Annotated in this window: 15 protein-coding genes; 7 read left to right on the forward strand and 8 right to left on the reverse strand. The window is 64.6% G+C overall.

Annotated features, from left to right (window positions below):
* Positions 1-802 (reverse strand): LysR family transcriptional regulator ArgP (locus tag WBQ44_RS08500; RefSeq protein WP_495566269.1); only part of this gene is annotated, 802 nt, incomplete at its 3' end.
* 121 nt (positions 803-923) lie between these two features.
* Here WBQ44_RS08500 and WBQ44_RS08505 point away from each other — a divergent pair.
* From WBQ44_RS08505 to WBQ44_RS08515, 3 genes are read left to right on the forward strand one after another with little or no spacing between them, the layout of a single operon-like run.
* Entirely contained in the window at positions 924-1,742 is an 819-nt protein-coding gene (locus tag WBQ44_RS08505) for an alpha/beta fold hydrolase (protein ID WP_495566270.1), read from the forward strand.
* Between the two features lie 34 nt (positions 1,743-1,776).
* Complete coding sequence (locus WBQ44_RS08510; protein ID WP_495566271.1) at positions 1,777-2,481, forward strand: alpha/beta fold hydrolase; 705 nt, start codon at positions 1,777-1,779, stop codon at positions 2,479-2,481.
* Positions 2,478-3,404, forward strand: coding sequence for an alpha/beta fold hydrolase (locus WBQ44_RS08515; RefSeq protein WP_495566272.1), 927 nt, complete (start codon positions 2,478-2,480; stop codon positions 3,402-3,404). Before WBQ44_RS08510 ends, WBQ44_RS08515 begins: the two co-directional genes overlap by 4 nt.
* 59 nt (positions 3,405-3,463) lie before the next feature.
* Here the strand turns inward: WBQ44_RS08515 and WBQ44_RS08520 are convergent, their stop codons facing one another.
* Positions 3,464-4,753 carry a competence/damage-inducible protein A gene (locus WBQ44_RS08520; RefSeq protein ID WP_495566273.1) on the reverse strand — a complete coding sequence of 430 codons (1,290 nt, stop codon included), beginning with the start codon at positions 4,751-4,753 and terminating at the stop codon, positions 3,464-3,466.
* A gap of 143 nt (positions 4,754-4,896) precedes the next feature.
* On the opposite strand from WBQ44_RS08520, the gene WBQ44_RS08525 reads away from it, so the two are divergent.
* Both WBQ44_RS08525 and WBQ44_RS08530 read left to right on the forward strand, forming a co-directional pair.
* Positions 4,897-5,649, forward strand: coding sequence for an IclR family transcriptional regulator (locus WBQ44_RS08525; RefSeq protein WP_495566274.1), 753 nt, complete (start codon positions 4,897-4,899; stop codon positions 5,647-5,649).
* A 60-nt stretch (positions 5,650-5,709) separates the two neighbouring features.
* Positions 5,710-6,885, forward strand: coding sequence for a 4-hydroxybenzoate 3-monooxygenase (locus WBQ44_RS08530; RefSeq protein WP_495566275.1), 1,176 nt, complete (start codon positions 5,710-5,712; stop codon positions 6,883-6,885).
* A gap of 84 nt (positions 6,886-6,969) precedes the next feature.
* On the opposite strand, the gene WBQ44_RS08535 is transcribed toward WBQ44_RS08530, so the two are convergent.
* Genes WBQ44_RS08535 through pcaH form a run of 6 tightly spaced genes read right to left on the reverse strand, consistent with a single transcriptional unit; the run spans position 6,970 to position 12,926 of the window.
* A complete protein-coding gene (locus WBQ44_RS08535; protein ID WP_495566276.1) occupies positions 6,970-8,181 on the reverse strand; it encodes an acetyl-CoA C-acetyltransferase in 1,212 nt (403 codons plus the stop codon).
* A complete protein-coding gene (locus tag WBQ44_RS08540; protein WP_495566277.1) occupies positions 8,174-8,986 on the reverse strand; it encodes an IclR family transcriptional regulator in 813 nt (270 codons plus the stop codon). The genes WBQ44_RS08535 and WBQ44_RS08540 overlap by 8 nt, the downstream gene beginning before the upstream one ends.
* On the reverse strand, positions 8,983-10,164 hold the full coding sequence (gene pcaDC, locus WBQ44_RS08545) for a bifunctional 3-oxoadipate enol-lactonase/4-carboxymuconolactone decarboxylase PcaDC (protein ID WP_495566278.1): 1,182 nt from the start codon (positions 10,162-10,164) through the stop codon (positions 8,983-8,985). Before pcaDC ends, WBQ44_RS08540 begins: the two co-directional genes overlap by 4 nt.
* On the reverse strand, positions 10,161-11,507 hold the full coding sequence (gene pcaB / locus WBQ44_RS08550; protein WP_495566279.1) for a 3-carboxy-cis,cis-muconate cycloisomerase: 1,347 nt from the start codon (positions 11,505-11,507) through the stop codon (positions 10,161-10,163). The genes pcaDC and pcaB overlap by 4 nt, the downstream gene beginning before the upstream one ends.
* Positions 11,504-12,172 carry a protocatechuate 3,4-dioxygenase subunit alpha gene (gene pcaG / locus WBQ44_RS08555; protein ID WP_495566280.1) on the reverse strand — a complete coding sequence of 223 codons (669 nt, stop codon included), beginning with the start codon at positions 12,170-12,172 and terminating at the stop codon, positions 11,504-11,506. Before pcaG ends, pcaB begins: the two co-directional genes overlap by 4 nt.
* Complete coding sequence (pcaH, locus tag WBQ44_RS08560) at positions 12,165-12,926, reverse strand: protocatechuate 3,4-dioxygenase subunit beta (protein WP_495566281.1); 762 nt, start codon at positions 12,924-12,926, stop codon at positions 12,165-12,167. Before pcaH ends, pcaG begins: the two co-directional genes overlap by 8 nt.
* Before the next feature lie 107 nt (positions 12,927-13,033).
* On the opposite strand from pcaH, the gene WBQ44_RS08565 reads away from it, so the two are divergent.
* Both WBQ44_RS08565 and WBQ44_RS08570 read left to right on the forward strand, forming a co-directional pair.
* A complete protein-coding gene (locus WBQ44_RS08565) occupies positions 13,034-13,780 on the forward strand; it encodes a CoA transferase subunit A (protein WP_495566282.1) in 747 nt (248 codons plus the stop codon).
* A gap of 5 nt (positions 13,781-13,785) precedes the next feature.
* Positions 13,786-14,199 (forward strand): CoA-transferase (locus WBQ44_RS08570; protein ID WP_495566283.1); only part of this gene is annotated, 414 nt, incomplete at its 3' end.

A 14,199-nucleotide genomic window follows, 5' to 3' on the forward strand; every position in this document is an offset into this window, starting at 1 on the left:
ATTGCTGCCAGTACAGCGTCACCGGAACTCCGGTTCCCGGCGCTATATCGACGAGTTCACCTGCGGCCTCGGCACGTTCGATCTGTTGTCGGGGCAACACCGCCCAACCGATCCCCAACCGGACCGCCTCCAGGAAGTCTGCGGACGAGGGCACGTAGCTGCGACGTGCAGAACGCTTCGGTCCGCCCCACTGATCCATGTAGCGCTCCTGGAGGTCGTCGGCTCTGTCGAACACGATCATCGGGGCTCGGGTCAACGATTCGGGGGAGGTACCGGCTCCGAACCATCTGTCGCGGAATGCGGGGGAGCACATGGGTCGATATCGCATGACGCCGAGCCGGGTTACCGAGCATCCCTGTACCGGCTTGGCAGTTGCAGTCACCGCCGCCATGACGCTGCCCTGCCGAAGCAACTCCGCGGATTCGTTCTGGTCCTCCCGTCTGATGTCGAAGTCGATGTGGTCGGACACGCCGGCGAGTGCGGGCAACACCCAGGTGTTCAAGGAGTCGGCGTTGACGGCCAGAGCGATGGTGACGGAACCGGCGTCGCTGGAGTCGATCGTCGCCTCGGCAACGAGAGAACGGATTTGATGCGCGAGTCGAAGAAACGGGGTCCCTGCCTCGGTGACGCATACCGGCTTCGACCGCTGGAGCAGAACAGCTCCGGCTGCCGTCTCGAACGCTTTGATGCGTTGGCTGATCGCCGAGGGCGTGACGTGAAGTTTTCGGGCTGCCGCATCGAACGAACCTTCTTCGATGACAGTGGCCAAGGCATCGAGCTGAGGGAGGTCGACAGTCAACATAAGCCACTCTAACCTGACATTCGAAACATTCGCTGTACTAAAAACCCAAACCGCCATACCTTTGGCCTCGAGTCACAGTATTCGTCCTGAAATCCCCTGCGTTGCAAAGAAAGAAACCACCATGAAGCTCACCAAGTTTTCTTCCGCCGTTGCCGTGGGCTCTGCCCTCGCGATCGCTGCTGTAGCTGGTTGTTCGTCTCCTGACGCCGCAGCTGCGGAGCCCGAGGCCGCCACTGCATCGGCCCCCACCATCGTTATGGTCCACGGCGCCTGGAGCGATTCCAGCCCCTTCGACGAGGTCGGCGCCCAACTCCGCGATAAGGGCTACCAGGTCGTGAATTTCGCCAACCCGCTTCGTTCCCTCGGCGGTGACACCGCATACCTCAACTCCTTCCTCGATACCCGCACCGAAGGCCCTGTCGTTCTGGTCGGGCACTCGTACGGGGGAGCAGTCATCGGCGGCGCCGCGGCCGCGGACCCCGACGTGACAGCCCTGGTCTACCTCAATGCTTTCGTCCCCGAAGTTGGCGAAACCATTCTCGAGCTTGCTGCCCACGGTGGGCCGGTCGACTCCGCAGCACTATTCGACAAAGCGCCGTTCGCCGGTGAGCAGAACGTGGACCTCTACCTCAAGCCCGAACCCTTCGCCGGCGGCTTCGCGAACGGACTGTCCGACGAGCAGCAGGCCGGATACTTCGCCAAGCAGCGTCCGATCACGTACGCCGCACTGGGTGAGCCTGCAGGCGAACAGGCATGGAAGACCCTGCCGTCCTGGTACGTCGCCGGGACCGAGGACCACAGCGTCGACATCGAGACCCAGCGGTGGATGGCCGAGCGCGCCGGCTCCACACTCACCGAGGTCGAGGCCAGCCACCTGACGATGGTCGCGGAACCCGCAACCGTCACCGGCGTCATCGAATCTGCAGCCGCAGCAAATTGATTCTCGTCAACCGACAACAGGAAAGCAGATCATCATGAGCAAGCCCACCATCGTCATTGTTCACGGCGCCTGGAGCGACTCCAGTCCCTTCGACGCAGTTGATGCACTCCTGAAGAACGACGGGTTCTTCGTCACGCATTTCGCCAATCCGCTGCGCGCGCTCGGAGCAGATACTGATTATCTTGCGTCGTTCTTGCGGACCCGTACCCAGGGCCCCGTCGTGCTCGTCGGTCACTCCTACGGCGGAGCCGTCGTCGGTGCCGCCGCCGTCGGCAACAGTTCGGTGAAAGCACTCGTCTACCTCAACGCCTTCGTTCCCGAGGCCGGAGAAACCATCCTCGACCTCGCCGGCCACGCAGGTCCCGTCGACGCCGACGCTCTCTTCGACAAAGCCGAGTTCCCCGGTGAACACAACGTCGATCTCTATCTCAAGCCCGAAGCATTCGCCGGAGGTTTCGTCAACGGTCTTCCCGACGAGTTGGCGTCGACCTTCTTCGCCAAACAGCGCCCGATCACCTACGCCGCGTTGAGTGAGCCTGCCCGCGCAGACCAGGCATGGAAGACGTTGCCGTCCTGGTACATCGCCGGGACCGAGGATCACAGCATCGCCTATCAGACCCAGCTGTGGATGGCCGAACGAGCAGGCTCGACCCTCACGACCATCGACTGCGGTCACCTCTCGATGGCGGCCGATCCGAAGACCGTCGTTCGCATCATCACCGAGGCAAGCTCCTCATGACCGACTCCCACACCTCATCGACGGTCGAAGTGCCGGTGGAATCCGACGTACCCATCGACGGCTTCACTGCGCATTACGCTCATGTCAACGGTATCCGGCTGCACTACGTGACTGGCGGGCGAGGCGTCCCCTTGGTGCTGCTACCGGGATGGCCACGCACCTGGTGGCAGTTTCGCAAGATTATGCCCGCATTGGCCGAGCAGTACACCGTGATCGCCGTCGATTTGCGCGGGATGGGTGACTCGGACAAGCCGGAAGGCGGATACGACAAGAAGACCATGGCCCAGGACGTCTATCAGCTGATCAAGTCGATGGGCTACGACGACGCATACATCGCAGGCGAGGACATCGGCTCCATGGTGGCCTACAGTTTTGCCGCCAACCACCCGGAGGCAACACGCAAACTTGCTCTCTGGGAGGTGGGCCACCCGGGAGAACCCTTCAACGCAATGCCTCTGCTTCCGCAGCCGGGACAGGCAAGTCCCTGGTGGTTCTCGTTCAATCAGGTCGAGGGGCTACCAGAGTTGTTGCTGGTGGACCGTTTCCGGCTCGTGGTGGACTGGCTGATAGACCACCAGGCAAATGACCCGGGCGCCATCGACGAGGCCAGCCGTTCCATTTACGCCGCCGCCTACGAGCAGCCGGGTGCCGTGAGCGCGGGAAACAAGTGGTACCGAGCCTTCGCCCAGGACATCGCAGACGCTGCCGACTACCAGGAACTGACGATGCCAGTTCTCGGTCTGGGTGGGCTCTACTTCCCCTTCGTGCCAGCCTTGCTGGAGGGCAGAGCAAAGGATGCGCGGTTCGTCGAGTTCCCGGGTGCCGGTCACTATCTCGCCGAAGAACGTCCCGAGGACCTCGTTCGCGAACTGAAGGCCTTCTTGTCATCGGACCCGCAGCGCGAGCCGGAGGGTGCCGAATAGCAACTTGGTTTCCCAGCGGTCGCAGCACTCGGCGACCGCTGGGGGGTAAGGCCCAGCCCTCAGCGGTCGCGATTGTTCATAGCATTGGCGAGCATGTGCATAGCGGCGGTGGTGGACAGTGCACGCACGCTGGCGCGGTCGCCGGGAAGCCGGAGGGTGCGGGCGACTGTCGGACGGTCGGTAGTGGCGACAGCGATGCACACTGTGCCCACCGGTTTGAGATCCGTGCCGCCACCGGGTCCTGCGACGCCACTGGTCGACACCGCGATATCGACGCCGATCCGGGTCAACGCGCCCTCGGCCATCCGGGCTGCCACCTGTTCGCTGACGGCACCGTGTTGTTCGATCATCTCGGCGGGCACGTCGAGGAGTGCGGTCTTTGTCTCGTTCGCGTACGACACCACCGCGCCGATGACATACGCCGACGATCCTGCGCGTTCGGTCAGGCGTGCCGCGATCATCCCGCCCGTGCATGATTCCGCGGTGGCGATGCGGTGGTCGGTCAACTTCATCGCGACGATGTCGTCGATGGTGGACCCGTCGGTCGAGAAGATCCGCGAGCCGTGACTCTTCTCCAAGAGCTCTGACACGTCCGTGTAGGCGGCTGCCGCTGATTCAGCGAAACGGGTCACGATCTCGAGCTCGCCGAGCCGCAGGCAGGTGGTGATCTCGAGCTCTTCGAAACCAGGAATGTCCCGCTCCGCGGTGCGCAACGTTGCGGCGAGGTCGGCTTCGGACAGCCCATATGCGCGAATGGTCTCCTGACGAATATCTGCGCGGCGCAACAAAACCTGGGCGACCGGTGCGCTCTCGATGGCCTCGGGCCACATCGCCTGCAATTCTCGAGGGGGACCCGGCAGAATCAAGATGGCAGGCAGGGCTCCGGAGGGCTCGGCCGCGATGGCGACCCCCGGCGCAGTTCCCGTCGGCGAAATGGACTGCGCGCCTTGTGGAACCATCGCCTGCTTGCGAATACCAGCGCGCAGCGGCTCGGACTCAATCGCGGAACTCATCCGGCCTCGCCAGCGCTGAACGATCGCATCGATGCGTTGCTCGAGATCTACGTCGAGGTGCAGCTCGCGGCCGTACAGGGCGGCGACGGTTGCGACCGTCAGATCGTCGGCGGTCGGGCCCAAGCCTCCGGTAGTGACAATGAGGTCGACACGTTGATCCGCGAGAAACTGCAATTGGGCGCTTAAATCGCCCGGCCGGTCACCGCACACGGTGATGTGCGCAACGTCCACTCCCATTTCGAGGAGTCGCTGCGCAACCCATGGGCCGTTTCGGTCGGTGACCCGGCCGGCCAGAACCTCGGTCCCCGTCACCACCACACCCGCTCGCACTACCATTCCTCGACTTTACCGACGGGCGGCGACAACGCGGCTACTTGCCGCAACGGGGGCAGCCGCAGCAGGAACGGCGACGACGCTGCAGGCTGACGGCTCCGTGTGAAGACATGCCAGGGAAGCGTTGCTCGTGTGAAGATGTGCGCATGGCCGGAAACTCCCGCGAGCCAGGCCGGTCGGTGGCTTCTCGCCTGCTCGCGGTACTCGGGGTGTTCAGTGAGGACAGGGCGACCCTAACGCTGTCCGAGATCGCGTCCGGTGCCTCGTTGGCGCCCGCGACGGCGCACCGGCTCGTTGCCGAACTCGTCGAGTGGGGAGCGTTGGTTCGCACCGATGCCGGCAGGTATGTCGTGGGCCGACGGTTGTGGAAGCTCGGCATGCTTGCGCCGGACCAGTCGGACCTCAGGGACGTCGCATCACCGTTTCTGCATGACATCTACGGTGCGACCTTGGCGACGGTACATCTGGCCATCCGTGACGGTGACCAGGTGCTTTACCTCGACAGGCTGGCCGGTCACGCGTCGGTGCCTGCGGTCAGCCGTATCGGTGCTCGCCTCCCGCTGCACGCGACGGGAGTAGGGAAGGTTCTGCTGGCCTATGCGCCCGAAGAAGTGCGCGATCGGGTGCTGGGTTCTCTCGACCGGATGACGCCGTACACGGTGACGCAGGTCGGCAAGCTCGTGAGCGAACTGCGACGGGTACATCGTGACGGATTCGCCCAGACCGTGGAGGAAATGACATTGGGAGCGTGCTCGGTGGCAGTGCCTGTTCGTCGGCGCAACGACGAAGTGATTGCGGCTCTCGGCGTCGTGGTGCCGAACTTGGGGCGCGATCGCGCGAAACTCGTTGCATCGCTGCAGGTCGCGGCCAACGGCATTCGGCGAAGTTCTTCCGCCTAGTTTCCACTGAGTGAAAAACATCGCTTGGTGTGTCGGCGATCACGGTGTGTACTCGACATCATGCGTACCGAAGTAGCCATCATCGGCGCAGGCCCAGCAGGCCTGCTGCTTTCCCATCTGCTCGCCGAACAGGGCGTCGACTCCATTCTGATCGAGACCAGAAGTCAGGAGTACGTGCTCTCCCGCATTCGCGCCGGAATTCTCGAGCATTCCACCGTGCAGCTACTCGACGACATCGGGCTCGGCACCCGGCTGCACGCCGAGGGTCAGGAGCACCGCGGAATATACCTGCAGTGGCCCGAAGAACGGCAGCACATCGACTTCACCGACCTCGTCGGACGTAGCGTCTGGGTCTACGGTCAGACCGAGGTGACCAAGGACCTCGTCGCGGCACGCGAGGCCGCAGGACAGCAAATCTATTACGAGGTGTCCGACACTGCACTGCACGATATCGAATCCGATTCCCCCTACGTCACTTTCGTGGATTCGTCCGGAACCGAAGTGCGTATCGATGCCGCGGTGATCGCGGGCTGCGACGGCTCGTTCGGACCCAGCCGAGCAGCCATGCCGGACAAGGTGCGAAACACCTGGGAACGGACTTACCCGTACTCCTGGCTCGGGGTTCTCGCCGACGTCGCGCCCTCGACGGACGAGTTGATCTATGCGTGGCACGAGGACGGCTTCGCGATGCACTCGATGAGGTCGTCGACCGTCAGTCGGCTCTACCTACAGGTGCCCAACGGCACTGACGTCAACACATGGTCCGATCAGCAGATATGGGACGCGCTTGCGAAGCGGCTCGGCCACGGGCAGAACGGGTGGGAGCTCGAGCCAGGGCCCATCACGGAAAAGAGCGTGCTCCCCATGCGCAGCTACGTGCAGACGCCGATGCGTCACGGCAACCTGTTCCTTGCAGGCGACGCGGCCCACATAGTGCCGCCGACCGGAGCGAAAGGCCTCAACCTGGCGGTCGCCGACGTCGCGCTGCTCGCGCCGGCGTTGACCGCGCTGCTGCGCAAGAAGGACGGCGGGCTCGCTGATTCTTACAGTGACGACGCCCTTCGCCGCGTGTGGCGATGCACCCACTTCTCCTGGTGGATGACGACGATGCTGCACACGAGCGCCGACCCGTTCGACGCGCAGCTACAGCGCTCACAGCTGCGGTGGGTCGCCAGTAGCCAGGCCGGTGCGACCGGGCTTGCGGAAAACTACGCAGGCCTACCCATCGGTTTCTGACGCGCCACCGCCGAGATCGAGGTTGCGTCGCAGGATTCCGGAAATATGCGTACGCAACTTCGATCTCGGCGTAAAGGGTGACTGTCAGCCGACGCGCTCGAACACGGCCGCGAGTCCCTGTCCGCCGCCGATGCACATGGTCTCGAGTCCGTACCGAGCCTCTCGGCGCTGCATCTCACGCAGCAGGGTCGCGAGGATCCGTCCGCCCGTCGCACCGACGGGGTGTCCCAGCGAGATCCCGGAACCGTTGGGGTTGAGACGGGCATCGTCGGGTTCGATTCCCCAGGTGCGCAATACGGCAAGGGTCTGCGCCGCGAAGGCTTCGTTGAGTTCGATGACGTCCATGTCGGCCAAGCTCAGGCCGAGCCGGCCGAGGGCCTTCTCGCTGGCGGGCACCGGACCGATGCCCATGGTGCGAGGGGGTACACCGGCAACGGCCCAGCCGACCATCCTGGCCATCGGCCGGAGCCCCAGTGCGGCGGCCTTTTCCGGTGTCGTGACGATCGCGAGAGCTGCGCCGTCGTTCTGTCCGCTCGCGTTGCCCGCGGTGACGGTGGATTCGGGGTCGATCTTGGCGCGGATCGCCCGAAGTCCGGACAGGGTTTCGACGCTCGTGTCGGCGCGCGGGTGCTCGTCCGTGCTCACCATGACGGGCTCGCCGCGCCTTTGCGGAACGGCTACGGCAATTGTCTCTTCGGCGAAGATGCCGTTGTTCTGTGCTGCCACGGCCTTCTGGTGGGACATGACTGCGAGCGCGTCCTGGTCTGCGCGGCTGATGGAGAACTCGGCGCGCAGGTTTTCGGCGGTTTCGATCATGCCGCCGGGCACGGGATAATTCTTGCCTCCAGCGGTCACACGGGCACGAGCAAGCCTGTCCGACAATGCAAGTGCCTCGGCCTTGACGCCCCACCGCATGCCCGTGGCGTAGAATTCGGCCTGGCTCATGCTCTCGACCCCGCCCGCGAGTACGAGGTCACTGCCACCGGACTGAACCTGCATGCAGGCCTGCAGTACAGCTTGCAGTCCTGAGCCGCAGCGACGGTCGATCTGCTGACCGGGAACGTCTACACCGAGGCCCGCGTCGAGCGCCGCTACTCGGCCGATCGCAGGTGCGTCGCCGTTGGGGGATGCCTGGCCGAGGATGACGTCGTCGACGTCGGACCCGGAAATGCCCGTACGCGAGACCAATTCGGTAATGACGGTAGCGGCCAGGGATTCGGGTGTGATGTCACGAAAGACACCACCGAAGCGTCCGATGGGGGTGCGAAGGGGTTCGCAGATGACGGCGTCAGGCATGGCGCTTTCCTTTGTGTTCGGTGGACTGCGAGTGCACGCGGTACAGGTCTCTCTCGATAGCGGCGGCGGCTCGCAGCAGAGGGGGCAGTAGATGTTCTCGGACGGCGTCGGCGGTGTGCCGCGCGGCCTGGGTCGACACGTTGGCGGCAGCGGTCACGTCGCCGGAGTGGTCGCGGATGGGTGCCGCAATCGACCGCAAACCTTCTTCGAGTTCTTGGTCGACCAGGCAGAACCCCTGCGTGCGGACGGCCTCGAGCTCGGTCCGCAGAGCCGCGATGTCGGTGATCGTCCGCCCGGTGAGGGCAAGAGGCTGCAGCCGATCGAGGTATGCGTCGAGACGCTGTGCCGGCAAGCCTGCCAACAGGACTCGACCCATCGACGTGGCGTAGGCAGGAAAACGGGTTCCGATCGTGATCGACACCGTCATAATCCTGCTGACGGGCACACGAGCGACATAGACGACGTCGTCACCGTCGAGAATCGACACGGACGACGACTCACGAACCTGCTCGGCCAGCAATTCGAGGTGCGGACCGGCGACTTCGGGCAGCGACAGCGACGACAGATAGCTGTAGCCCAGCTCGAGCACCCGCGGTGTCAGCCAGAACATCGACCCGTCGCTCCGGACGTAGCCGAGTTCGACGAGTGTCAGCAGAAACCTTCTGGCCGTCGCGCGGGTGAGGGCGGTGGCCCGGGCGACATCGGACAGTGTCTGTCTCGGATGCTCGGCATCGAAGGCGCGGATGACCGAGAGTCCCCGTGCCAGGGACTGCACGTAATCGGGTGACGGCCCGGATTCGGTCATCTGTTCTCCGCTTCCTTCTCTGCGGCAGTTTCGGCCAATGCAGTATTGGCCATTGCGAAGGCGGCGTTGCTGTTCGGGACCCCTGTGTACACGGCGGTATGAAGGAACACCTCTGCGAGTTCGCCGGGATCGATGCAGCCGCGCAACGCGGCTCGAATGTGCATGTCGAGTTCGTGCTGGTTGCCGACAGCGGTGAGTATCGCCAACGTCAGCAGACGCCGTGTGCGATGGTCCAGGCCTGGCCTCGTCCAGATGTCACCCCATGCGGTGCGGGTGATGAAGTCCTGAAACGGAGCTGTGAACTCGGTGGTGCGCTCGATGCTCCGGTCGACGTGATAGTCGCCGAGAATTGTTCTGCGGACGCGCATTCCGGCCACGTGCGCTGCGTGTCGCCCTGCGTCGTACTTGTCGCCCGCAATGTGAGCCAGCAGGAGCCGGGTCACCTCACCGGCCTGTTCGACGTTGGCGAGGTGGGCAGCAGGCGAGAGAACGTGAAAGGTCGACTGCGCAATGCTCTCGGCGAGGATCTTCATGTCGTCCGGGGTGGTGGCCGGATCCTGTTCTCCTGCAACGACCAGCGTCCGAGCGGTGATCCTGCCGAGATCTGCGCGATTGTCCCACCCCGCGATGGCCTCACAGCATGCTGCGTATCCCTCGTCGGGGGTCGACACGATCATCGCGCGGTGCCGTGCGGTGAGCTCTGCGTCGCGTTCGGCCAACTCCGGGGTGAACCACCGGCTCACCACGGCATCTGCCAGCGACTCCGTCCCGCCGGATCGTGTTGTGGCCGCTCGATCCAGCCATGCCGCAGGCTCACCGAAGCGCGCCGATGTGCACAGCAGCGACAGGCTCACTACGCGGGCGGGTCGATGGACGGCGATCCACTGGGCAATTGCGCCCCCCAATGAAAGGCCGACGAGATGCACGCGGTCTCGCTCGGCCGAGTCCAGCAGCGTCAGAACATCTCCGGCCAGATCCGACATCGAATACGGGCCGGGGGGCACCAGTGATTCGCCGTGACCGCGGAGATCGACCCTGATGACGTCGGCAACTTCGGACAAAGCGGCGACCTGGGGATCCCACATCGAGCGCGTCGAGCCGAGCGACCCGATGAGGACGACCGTTTCCGTCGACGGTGTACGTGCCGGAACGAGATCGTAGGGCAGTTCGACGCTCACGCTTGTACTCCGTTTCTGTCGTGGACGATCACCAGTACGCGATCGACGATGTCGCCCGAATGGCCGAGATAGTGCGCGGGGTCGAGCAGTTCGCGTACGGCGTCGGCCCTGAGGAATGCGGTGATCGCGGGGTTCTCGTCGAGCGGCGTCGGGGAGGCACATGCGGCCGTGACGATGTCTCGTGCGTCGTCGGTGTGCGCCGACAACGCGGTGGTGACGCGCTCTGCCAGCAGCAACCCGTGTGTGATGTTCAGATTGCGAGCCATGGCATCGGCGTGGACGTGAAGACCACCCAGGCAGGAGGCCAGACGATCGGCGCCGCCGCCGACGAGCCGGACCAGGTCGGTCATCGTCTCCCATTCGGAGTGCCACGCACCGGCGGCTCGCTGATGCTCCTGCTCCATCGACGCGAGAACCGTCGCCACGAGACCGGGGACCCGTCCGACCGCCGCACGAGCGGTGATGGCAGCGACGGGATTTCGCTTGTGGGGCATCGCCGACGAGCCGCCCGGCGTGTCTTCTTCGACCTCGCCCACTTCGGTCGCGCTGAGCAGCGTGACGTCGAGTGCGGGCTTGCCGATCGCGCCGGCTGCCGTCCCGAGGGCACCGGCGATCTCCGAGATCCGAGTGCGGTCGGTGTGCCAGGGAACCGTCTGCGGTGCGAGATCGAGGTCTTCGGCGAGTGCGTCGGCGACGTCGAGACCGTGGGGATGCAGAGCCGCGGATGTGCCTGCTGCACCTCCGAATTGGACGGTCAGTGCCCTCGATGCCCGGGCGAGCGCGTCGTCGGCGCGGACGAGGCCCGCCGTCCACCCCGCGGCTACGGCTCCGAATGTCGTCGGCAGAGCCTGCTGCGTCAGGGTGCGTCCGGCGATCGGGGTATCGCGGTGTCGACGCGCAAGCTCGGCTCCGGCGGAAATGCATGCGTCGAGCGAACGGTGAATGTCGGACATCCCCGCTCTGATCAAGAGCATGAGCGCCGTGTCGAGAATGTCCTGACTGGTTGCACCGGGATGTACCGCAGAACGCGGCACCCCCTGCGGTACCACTCGGGAGCGCAACAACGAGACCAGCGGGATCACCGGATTTCCCCCTCCGGCGGAGGCGAAGCCGAGTTCTGCGAGATCGACTGCACCGGGCTCGGCCAGTTCCGCAGCAGCGGCACCGACGATGTCGGCGTGTTCGGATGCGACGAGACCGCACCGGGAAGCTGCCCGCGTCAGTGCCGCTTCGACGTCGAGCATTGCCGCAACCCATGCCTGGTCGGACACCGTCGCCGCGATGCTCCCAGCACCGAAGATGGGGTCGAATAGTTCGCCTCGTGTCACGAGTTGTCCCGTCACACGTCGAAGAACGGGGTTTCGTCGCCGTCCGGGTCGCTGTCTTGAAGAACCACGTCGAGATGGTATCCGGTCGGAGTTCTGCGGGCGATCAGCTTCTCCCGCTGCCGGGGCTGCAACGAAGCGAGCACGGGGTCGCTCTCGTTCGCCTCCGTCTCGTCCGGAAAGTAGATCCGGGTGACCAATCGATCCAACAAGCCGCGGGCGAAGATGGACAAGTCGATGTGGGGGGCCTCGGTCAGCCCGTCCTCGGCGGGCAACGCGCCGGGTTTGACGGTGTGCACGACAGCGGTGCCCGATGCGTCCGCGACTGCTCGCCCGAATCCGCGGAAACCTGCCGGCGTGAGTGTCGCCCGGCCGCGAACGTCGTCCGGATGATCGAACCGGCCCTCGGCGTCGGCCTGCCAGGTCTCGATCATGGCTTCTGGCAACGACGTTCGATTGCCGTCCAACACCGTTACCGAGATATCGACGCGCCCCACCGCCGTGGCCGGCGCGACGTCGGGGCCGTCGGGCCAGGGGAGTCCGATATGCAGGAAGGGCCCGACGGTTTGCGACGGTGTCTGCCCGAACGGGACGGTGGTGAAGTTGCTTCCGGGTGCGACGGAATATCGAGGTGCGAATACATCTCGAGTGGTCGCCGGGTCTGTTGCAGCTTGCTCAGTCATCGTGGTCGTCGCTTTCGAAGGGAGTGGCGTTTCGTCCCCGTAGGACGATGTCGAAGCGATATGCGATAGCCCATCGATCCTGCGTCGCTTCGTAGTCGAACACGCTGATCATGCGGGCCCGGGCGTCCTCGGGTGCGGAATTGAAAATCGGATCCTGAAAAAACAGGGGGTCGTCCGGGAAGTACATCTGGGTGACCAGGCGCTGCGTGAAGGCGTGGCCGAACAGTGAGAAGTGAATGTGCGCCGGACGCCACGCATTGTGGTGGTTACCCCACGGGTAGATGCCGGGCATGACGGTGGTGAAGCGGTAATTGCCGAGGGCGTCGGTCATGACGCGTCCGACACCGTCGAAGTGCGGATCCAGCGGTGCAGGCCAGCTGTCGCCGGCGTGGCGGTAGCGCCCTGCGGCATTCGCCTGCCAGACCTCGACGAGGGTATGCGGGACGGCACGGCCATCGCTGTCGAGAACGCGGCCGTGCACGATGATGCGCTGCCCCTGGGCTTCACCACCGCGCGCGATCGTGAGGTCGGCATCGGCTGCGGTGACACGCCCTTCACCGAGTACGGGCCCGGTGATTTCGGTCAGGCGCTGGGGGAGGAGCGTGAGCGGCTGCTTCGGGTGCCGCAGGGAGGTGGTGCGGTATTCCGCGAAGTCGCGGGGCGCATGTGCACCGGTCTGATCGCGGTACGCGCCCAAGGTGAATTCGGGACGCTTTGCGTCCGGGGACTCTGAATTCGGTGGTAGGTGAAGCATCGTTTTCCTCACGTTGACTCGTGCCGTGCAACCAGCGTTGCCAACAATGTTCGCATAGCGGCTACATGTTCACAAGACGCACATTGCGCTGTAAGGTCGTCGCCATGATGGACAAAGTCGTGGCGAGTGCTGCCGAAGCCGTAGCCGACATGCCCCACGGAGCATCGGTCGCCGTCGGTGGCTTCGGCCTCGTCGGCGTGCCGGAAATTCTCATCGACGCGGTGCTGACACAGGGCGCGAGCGAGCTGGAGATCATCAGCAACAACTGCGGCACCGACGGATTCGGGCTCGGAGTGTTGCTCGAGCACCACCGGATCCGGCGAACGGTGAGCTCGTACGTCGGGTCCAACAAGGAATTCGCGCGTCAGTACCTCGCGGGCGAGCTCGAGGTGGAGCTCACCCCGCAGGGGACCCTGGCCGAACGTCTCCGTGCAGGCGGAGCAGGAATACCTGCGTTCTTCACCCCTGCCGGCGTGGGAACCCAGGTCGCTGATGGCGGTCTACCGCTGCGGTACGACGGTGCCGGCGGCATCGCAGTTGCCAGTCCACCGAAGGAGACCCGCGAATTCGACGGCGTCACCTACGTGATGGAACGCGGCATCGTCGCCGACTACGCACTCGTTCATGCGTGGAAGGGCGACCGGCATGGAAACCTCGTCTTCCGAGCCAGTGCGCGCAACTTCAACCCGCCTGCCGCCGCGTCGGGACGTATCACCATCGCGCAGGTGGAACACCTCGTCGAGCCGGGCGAGATCGGTCCCGACGACGTCCACACCTCCGGCATTCACGTACAACGCGTTGTCCATGTGGGCAGGGTCGAGGTCGGCATCGAACAGCGAAAGGTACGGGCATGACGACTATGGATAAGGATAGGACGATCATCAAGCGCACCCGCGAGGAAATGGCCGCCCGCGTCGCGGAGGAATTGCACGACGGCGAATACGTCAATCTCGGCATCGGTATGCCGACGTTGGTCCCCAATTATCTGCCCACGGACATCACCGTCGTGTTGCACTCGGAAAACGGGTTGCTCGGCGTCGGGCCGTATCCCACCGAGGACGAGTTGGACCCCGAGGTGATCAACGCGGGTAAGGAAACGGTGACGGTTCTGCCGGGCGCGTCCTATTTCGATTCGTCACAGTCGTTCGGCATGATCCGCGGCGGCCAGGTCGACGTCGCGGTCCTCGGCGCGATGCAGGTAAGCGCCACAGGCGATCTCGCGAACTGGATGATCCCCGGGCATATGGTCAAGGGCATGGGCGGTGCGATGGAC

The organism is Rhodococcus sp. (in: high G+C Gram-positive bacteria) (assembly GCF_049591685.1).
GTDB lineage: Bacteria > Actinomycetota > Actinomycetes > Mycobacteriales > Mycobacteriaceae > Rhodococcoides.

What these genes read in the sequence shown, in the direction of transcription:
- WBQ44_RS08505 (WP_495566270.1), top strand. Translation starts at nt 924, where the DNA reads ATGAAGCTCACCAAGTTTTCTTCCGCCGTTGCCGTGGGCTCTGCCCTC.
- WBQ44_RS08510 (WP_495566271.1), top strand. Translation starts at nt 1,777, where the DNA reads ATGAGCAAGCCCACCATCGTCATTGTTCACGGCGCCTGGAGCGACTCC.
- WBQ44_RS08515 (WP_495566272.1), top strand. Translation starts at nt 2,478, where the DNA reads ATGACCGACTCCCACACCTCATCGACGGTCGAAGTGCCGGTGGAATCC.
- WBQ44_RS08520 (WP_495566273.1), bottom strand. Translation starts at nt 4,753, where the DNA reads ATGGTAGTGCGAGCGGGTGTGGTGGTGACGGGGACCGAGGTTCTGGCC.
- WBQ44_RS08525 (WP_495566274.1), top strand. Translation starts at nt 4,897, where the DNA reads ATGGCCGGAAACTCCCGCGAGCCAGGCCGGTCGGTGGCTTCTCGCCTG.
- WBQ44_RS08530 (WP_495566275.1), top strand. Translation starts at nt 5,710, where the DNA reads ATGCGTACCGAAGTAGCCATCATCGGCGCAGGCCCAGCAGGCCTGCTG.
- WBQ44_RS08535 (WP_495566276.1), bottom strand. Translation starts at nt 8,181, where the DNA reads ATGCCTGACGCCGTCATCTGCGAACCCCTTCGCACCCCCATCGGACGC.
- WBQ44_RS08540 (WP_495566277.1), bottom strand. Translation starts at nt 8,986, where the DNA reads ATGACCGAATCCGGGCCGTCACCCGATTACGTGCAGTCCCTGGCACGG.
- pcaG (WP_495566280.1), bottom strand. Translation starts at nt 12,172, where the DNA reads ATGACTGAGCAAGCTGCAACAGACCCGGCGACCACTCGAGATGTATTC.
- pcaH (WP_495566281.1), bottom strand. Translation starts at nt 12,926, where the DNA reads ATGCTTCACCTACCACCGAATTCAGAGTCCCCGGACGCAAAGCGTCCC.
- WBQ44_RS08565 (WP_495566282.1), top strand. Translation starts at nt 13,034, where the DNA reads ATGGACAAAGTCGTGGCGAGTGCTGCCGAAGCCGTAGCCGACATGCCC.